The sequence below is a fragment of the Alteromonas sp. G4i13 genome (assembly GCF_054960505.1).
On record NZ_JBHNYX010000082.1, the window covers coordinates 1 to 6,953 of the forward strand.

The 6,953-nt window shown below is 46.7% G+C and carries 6 protein-coding genes; 4 read left to right on the forward strand and 2 right to left on the reverse strand.

Going from position 1 to position 6,953, the window contains the following annotated elements; all coding sequences use genetic code 11:
• The first annotated feature begins 347 nt into the window (after positions 1-347).
• The 3 genes from ACFI6J_RS21145 (at position 348) to ACFI6J_RS21155 (ending at position 2,966) form a co-directional block, all read left to right on the forward strand.
• Positions 348-893: an NUDIX hydrolase gene (locus ACFI6J_RS21145; RefSeq protein ID WP_061439552.1), complete on the forward strand. Its 546-nt coding sequence runs from the start codon at positions 348-350 to the stop codon at positions 891-893.
• A gap of 65 nt (positions 894-958) precedes the next feature.
• A complete protein-coding gene (locus ACFI6J_RS21150) occupies positions 959-1,726 on the forward strand; it encodes a class II aldolase/adducin family protein (RefSeq protein ID WP_061439547.1) in 768 nt (255 codons plus the stop codon).
• 55 nt (positions 1,727-1,781) lie between these two features.
• Positions 1,782-2,966, forward strand: coding sequence for a mandelate racemase/muconate lactonizing enzyme family protein (locus ACFI6J_RS21155; protein WP_061439545.1), 1,185 nt, complete (start codon positions 1,782-1,784; stop codon positions 2,964-2,966).
• Between the two features lie 70 nt (positions 2,967-3,036).
• Here the strand turns inward: ACFI6J_RS21155 and ACFI6J_RS21160 are convergent, their stop codons facing one another.
• Positions 3,037-3,912, reverse strand: a complete 876-nt coding sequence (locus ACFI6J_RS21160) for an amidohydrolase family protein (RefSeq protein WP_061439543.1) — start codon at positions 3,910-3,912, stop codon at positions 3,037-3,039.
• 72 nt (positions 3,913-3,984) lie between these two features.
• Positions 3,985-4,776 carry an SDR family NAD(P)-dependent oxidoreductase gene (locus tag ACFI6J_RS21165; protein WP_061439541.1) on the reverse strand — a complete coding sequence of 264 codons (792 nt, stop codon included), beginning with the start codon at positions 4,774-4,776 and terminating at the stop codon, positions 3,985-3,987.
• A gap of 348 nt (positions 4,777-5,124) precedes the next feature.
• Between ACFI6J_RS21165 and ACFI6J_RS21170 the strand changes: the two genes are divergently transcribed.
• Positions 5,125-6,885, forward strand: a complete 1,761-nt coding sequence (locus tag ACFI6J_RS21170) for an acyl-CoA dehydrogenase family protein (protein ID WP_061439539.1) — start codon at positions 5,125-5,127, stop codon at positions 6,883-6,885.
• The last annotated feature ends 68 nt before the right edge of the window (positions 6,886-6,953 follow it).

Here is a 6,953-nt window from a genome sequence, read left to right on the forward strand (position 1 = left end):
GATCATTGCCCTCTCAGAAGGCGCTGGCAAGTTTCCTAGCGAAGCGTGGGAAGGCAGGAATGGTGTTCCCTTTCAAATTCCCAGAATGAAGCTAGGAAGCATGCCAGACCTTCCCGAAGGGCGAGTTTAAAATGTCCGTACTCTTTGTTGTGTCACCTTGATGTAGAGCCACTACACCTGCGGTAACACGCCGCGATTCCGAACATTTTAAATCTCGCTGAGTGGGTAATGATCTACGCGGACTGGTATTAGTTGTGTTATTTTTATTTTTGCGTAGAGTCTGTCATTTAATATTGATTATTTTTAAAACAATCACAAACAGCTTCTAGAGTATTTTACCCAAATCGATGGTCATCTTATTTCGCTTATCAGCTATATTCGCTGTTTTAACGCTTTTCGCATGTTCACAGTCTTCACCCAACGCGCCGGTTTGTCGCGTTTCCGATAGGCTTTTATCTCAACAAAACCAAGTCGGAGAAAACAGTCCAGCCCCTTTGATTGCTGCCGCGTGCCTAGTCAAAACAAATAATAAGGTACTGTTAGTAGAACACCGTCTTTCAGGTAAATTGGATTTTCCTGGTGGAGGGGTGCTTGAAAATGAATCGGTCGCCTGTACTGCACACAGAGAAACGTGGGAAGAAACTGGGTTCAATGTTGAAGTTACCCAATATTTATCCACCACACCTAATGGATTGGCTATATTTGGTTGTGATTTAGATGCCGGTGTTGAGACCCTTCCAGACGCCTTCGATGCGCCTCCTTGGGCCAAATTAGAGATAAAAAAACTCGTAAAAGCCGACCCCTTTACCCTTGACCACGACGCAATGCGTTTCGCTGACGATCTTATTCCCTTGCGCGATGGCTACACCCAATTCGATATAACGCAGCACTGACAAAGGATTGTTCATTGTTGCGGGTATTGGTAAATTGTCACCATGAAAAGAATAGGAGAAGTGGCTTGTTTTCACTGCCAACCTTAAGCCTTAAAGGCAAAGTATCTGAACAAGAATGGCAAACTCGTGTCGATTTAGCTGCGTGCTATCGGTTAGTGGCAGATATGCGATGGGGCGACCTTATTTACACGCATATCTCAGCTAAGGTACCGGGCACTGAGCATTACTTGGTTAACGCCTTTGGCCTGACGTTTGACGAGGTTACCGCCTCTAACCTGGTTAAGGTCGATTTAGAGGGTAACATCCTTGACGATACACCTTACGGCATAAACCCCGCTGGCTTCACCATTCACAGTGCTATCCACGAAGTGCGCCACGATGCCCAATGCGTTATTCACCTGCATACACTAGCCACAATCTCAGTCGCATCTGTCAAAGGCGGGCTTAAGCCCTGGAGCCAGTATTCCATGTTTTCGCTACCTTCACTTTCTTATCACAGCTACGAAGGTTTAGCCGTTGATGATAGAGAAAAGAAACGTTTGCAGGACGACCTTGGCGACACTAATCACATGCTTTTGCCTAATCACGGCGGTCTAACCCTTGGCCCCACCGTGGGCGACGCCTTTATGCGCTTTTACGATTTGCAGCGAGCGTGCGAAATTCAGCTTGCCCTGATGCAGTCTAATGAAGAGGTTATCGAGATACCGCAAAGCATTACCGATGGCATATACGCACAGGCTAATGTGGTTCACAGCGGCGAAACAGGCGGCCAAAAAGCATGGCCTGCCATGCTTCGCAAAGCTTACAAACTAGACCCGGGCTTCTGCGAATAATTTAGCTTAGCCAGCTAAACGCCAACTTATTTCAAACAGGAATTGTTTATACATTATGAAAGTCACCAAAGTAGAAATTTTTGATATCGAATGCCCTAAGCGCCCTCAGTGGAACCCGGTTTTCGTACGCGTTTACACCGACGAAGGTATTACCGGTGTGGGCGAAGCAGGACTGGCTTATGATTGGGGTCACAGCGCTGCTGCACACATGATTAAAGAAATTGCCGAAGCCATGCTGATTGGCTTTAATCCTTTTCACACTGAACTGCTGTGGTCGAGAATGCTGCGCGAAGGCTTTTGGGGATTAGGCGGCGGCCCGGTTATTTATGCTGCGATGAGCGCTATTGATACTGCACTTTGGGACATTAAAGGCAAAGCGCTTGGCTTACCGGTTTACGAATTACTGGGTGGCAAAACTAATGGCAAGCTCCGTAGCTACGCTAGCCAGCTACAGTTTGATTGGGACAAAGAAGTAACCAAGCTTAACGACCCCGCTGACTATGCTCGCGCCACTGAAAAAGCACTTAAAGATGGTTACGATGCGGTTAAAGTTGACCCCATCGTTTACGATAAAGACGGCAACACCCATTTCGACAGAACCAAACTATTCACTAAGCCCGAGCTTAAACTTTTCAAAGCCCGTCTTCAGGCGATTAGAGACACAATGGGCGAAGATGGCGACATCATCTTTGAATGTCACAGCTTATTAGGTGCATCAACGGCTATCCAGCTGGGTGACATCGTTGAAGAAATTGACTGTCTATATTACGAAGAGCCAGTGAATTACCTTAACTCGAAGCTTCACGACAAAGTAGCGAAGAACGTGAATGTGCCTATTGCGGGCGGTGAGCGCTTGTACCACCGCTGGGATGTGCGCCCTTACCTTGAAGACCAATCTATTGATGTACTTCAGCCTGACGTTGGCCTATGTGGTGGTTTCACCGAAGCGAAAAAGGTGTGTGACTATGCCGACATTTACGATGTACGTATTCAGGCTCACGTTTGCGGTGGCCCTGTTGCGACAGCGGCAAGCCTACATTTAGAAACGGCCATTCCAAACTTCTTAATTCACGAGCACCATACCTACGCTATTAAAGACTGGAACCGTGAACTTTGCATTCAAGATCCTCAGCCAGTAAACGGCTTTATTGAAGCGCCTGACACACCGGGAATTGGTATCGATCTAAACGATGAGGTGGTTTATCGCTCGCCGCACATAACGGTAACTGCGCTTAAATAAAACTAAAACTCAACGGGTTTATTGAAGGCAATAAACCCGAGGCTAGTTCAGCAGCTCAACTAAGCTAGCTTTATGCGATGTCGTACCATCGCTTCGCATTTTTGTACAGCAGCGCCGCTTTTTGAGTTACAGAAAGCGGCGTTGTCATATCAATGAACCCATGCCAAAGCGCGGCATACGGCATTCGCCACAGACACAGCGGGAAGTTGCTGGCAAACATCATGTGATCTGTGCCAACGGTGTCCAGCAAGGTTTCAAAAACATAAGACGCGCGCGGCCACAGCCAACGGCGATCTTGCATTTCTAATCCCGAGAACTTAAACACAACTTGCTGCGTTTCATTCAAGTCGCGAATATGCTGCCGCCATGTTTTAAACGCAAAGCTATTTACATCAATCGGCGCTATTGCGGCATGGTTTATAGCCACTTTTAGCGAGGGTGTTTGTTCTAGTACCGTTAGCAGCGCATGCACAGCATTGCTATCTGCAAGATTTAACTGCGCTTCAAAAGACAAGCCTTGCGACGCCATATGATGTAGCCCCCATTTAACTTTAGGGGTGCGTAAAAGTACTTTAGCATCGTCATCTAATATGTGACGAAGCCCACGTATTGAGTGGTACCGCTTTAGCTTGTCGATATGACTGCCAACATTACTTCCTGTTAAATCGATACACCCAACTGAACGGAATGGCAACGTACAATGACGCTCCAGGAACGCAATTTCACGCCAGGGTCTTTCGTTATCGTAACCCGCTTCAATGTGAACAAAACCGCCTAACTGCCCTAACGACGCGCGATAGAGCATGTGCTCTGTAGTATGTTTTGCAATCGCTTTTTTATCTGGCCAAAAAGGGGCATTGGCAGGCTTTAGCCAATCATAGTGCCCTTCGTTTAAGGCAAAGAAGTGAATATGAGGGTCTATCCAAGTGATTGAAGGCTTGCTCATCTTTGTTTATAAAACCTTGGTTTATTCTATTGCTGATAAGGCATTTCACGTTGCTTTTTTGTTCAGCTCTTTCTATTGTGCTGTGTAGCCCCCATCCACCGCATACAAGCTACCCGTGATGAACGATGCTTTGTTGCTGCATAGGAAATAAGTCAGTTCAGCTACGTCTTCGGGCTGGCCCAAACGTCCAATAGGTTGTGCAGCGGCTTCTTCAGCTACCACTTCATTTTTATCTGCCCCAGAACGTGCCACGTAATTATCAATCGCGTTATGAAATAGAGGTGTTTCGATGGTACCCGGGCAGACCGCGTTAACGCGAATATTATGGGGTGCGTAGTCAAGCGCGGTGGTTTTCGCCATAGACGCCAATGCACCTTTGCTGACCCCGTAGGCGAACGAATTGCGCTTTCCAATAAAGGACTGATCTGAGCCCATCACCACAATCGCGCCGCTGCCCTGCTCTTTCATGGTTGGCAGGCAAGACTTAATCGCGCCATACGCCCCTTTTACGTTCAAGTTTAGTACCTTATCAAGCAGCGCTTCATCAGTGTCTTCAATGGTTGCTGAAACATGTATACCGGCATTACACACCAATGCGTCTATGCGTTGATAAGAATTAATAACCTCATTCACCGCGGCTTCAATATTACGCACAACACTTACATCACACGGCTTCCAGATAGCATTAGGTAACGCTTGCTCAAAGTCTCTGATATCTAAATTAATGACTTGATAACCGTTTTGACTAAACAGCTTGCATACCGCAAAACCGATACCCAAGCTTCCCCCCGTTACAATGCAAACCGGGATCTGCGCATCATCACTGCTATGTTTAAGGTTTTTCTTCGCGCTTTCTGGATTCATGTTTTTATGTACCGTGTTGCTTGTGCGTATGTGAACGGGTTATTTCAATGTAGGCTAAGCATGCCAGTGAGAATTTGAATTGCAAGCGAGCTTACCACTTGAGTTCACTTTTCCATATTAACATCAATGCGTCAGACATCATCATCAGAGCCTGTGTGACCTTTGCTGCACATTTAAAGTCAACGAGTCTTGGTAAACCTATGTGTTTCTCTCATATCAGTCCGTATAGATCATTACCCACATCATCCAAATTTATTATTAACTTTCCTTTAACGGACTATTCGGATTACGCTTTTTGTGACTATAATAGACAAAATTAAAACACTTGTTTGAAAAAAGGAGTCATCCATGCCTCTGTACCACGCCCCTACGACTGATTTTCAGTTCTTGTTAAAAGACTGGCTTGGACTTGATGCTCACTACGAAAAGCTCGGTATCAGCGATTTTGATAGCGAACTTGCCAACGAAATTATTGCACAGGGTGCAAAGTTTGCTTTGGATGTGGTTGCCCCTCTTAACCGTGAAGGCGATGAAGAAGGCTGTACGCTAAAAGACGGCAGCATTACCACGCCTAAAGGCTTCGCTGATGCCTATCAGGAATATGTTGCTAACGGCTGGAATGCAATGCTAGGTACTGCCGAGTACGACGGGCAAGACTTGCCGTACACCATGGCTGTGCCTGTTCACGAAATGCTAAACGCGGCGAACTTAAGCTGGCGTTTAACCACCATGCTTACTGAAAGCGCAACACTTGCGGTTACTAAGCACGCCAGTAAAGAATTAAAAGATATCTACCTTGCTAAGCTAATCAGCGGTGAGTGGACAGGTACCATGAACCTGACCGAACCTCACGCAGGAACAGATTTGAGCTTGCTTAGTACCAAAGCTGAGCCACAAGGCGACGGCAGCTATAAAGTCACCGGTAATAAGATTTTTATTACCGCAGGTGATCACGATTGGAGTTCGAACGTTATTCACCTTGTTCTAGCTCGTCTACCTGACGCCCCTAAAGGCGTTAAGGGTATCAGCTTATTCTTAGTGCCCAAGTTCCTTCCAGATGCCAGCAATGAGCCTGGCGAGGCGAACAGCTTGTCAGTGGGAAGCATCGAACACAAAATGGGGATCAAAGCGAGCCCGACTTGTGTGATGAATTTTGACGGTGCAACGGGTTACCTTGTTGGTGAAGAAAACCAAGGCCTAGCATGTATGTTCACTATGATGAACGATGCACGCTTCCAAGTAGGTCTGCAAGGTTTAGGGGCGGCAGAAGCCTCTTACCAAGGCGCGCTGACTTATGCCCGCGAACGCGTTCAGTCTCGCGCACCTCAGGGAATTCAAAATCCAGAAGGCAAAGCAGACCCGATCGTCTTTCAACCTGACGTGGCGCGTATGTTACTTACGCAGAAATCACTGATTGAAGGCTGCCGTGCACTTTCACTTTTCTATGCCAAGTTTATGGACGTTGAGAAGCTTGGTGAAGGTCAAGAAAAAGAAGATGCCGACAAGATACTTCAGTTTTTAACCCCAATCTGCAAAGCTTTTATGACTGATATGGGCCTTGAGACCACCAGCCTAGGTGTACAAGTATTTGGTGGTCACGGCTTTATTCGTGAATGGGGTATGGAACAACTTATGCGCGACGTGCGCATTGCTATGTTATATGAAGGCACCAACGGTATTCAGGCGCTAGACCTTATTGGCCGTAAGCTTACCCGAGATGGCGGTCAAATGATGGAAGCGACCTATAATGCGTTTAACGCTTTGGTCAGCGACATTCAAGACAGTGAGGCGAAGGGTCTGGCTCAAGGAATTCTTGATGACTGGCGTGCATCTTCAGCCGATTGCTTAGGTATGGATGCCACCACCGCTGCAGCTGCTGCTTGTGATTACTTGGCATACAGCGCCTATTCCTTGATTGGTGTACTGTGGTACAGCATGGCCGACAAAGCGCAGGCATCAGGTAATGCGTTACTTGCAGCGTCTAAGATGAAGACACGTGACTTCTATATGGAACGTATCTTAGTACGTCGCGATGCGCACAAAGCCGCTTATAAAGCTGGCCCTGAAAGCACCCTTGCAATATCAGGTAATGAGTTTGATTATCTGTAGGCAGCTTATACTGCTATAGTCCGTGAAATATGGGCTATGAACGCAAAAAAGGTCACTATATGTGACCT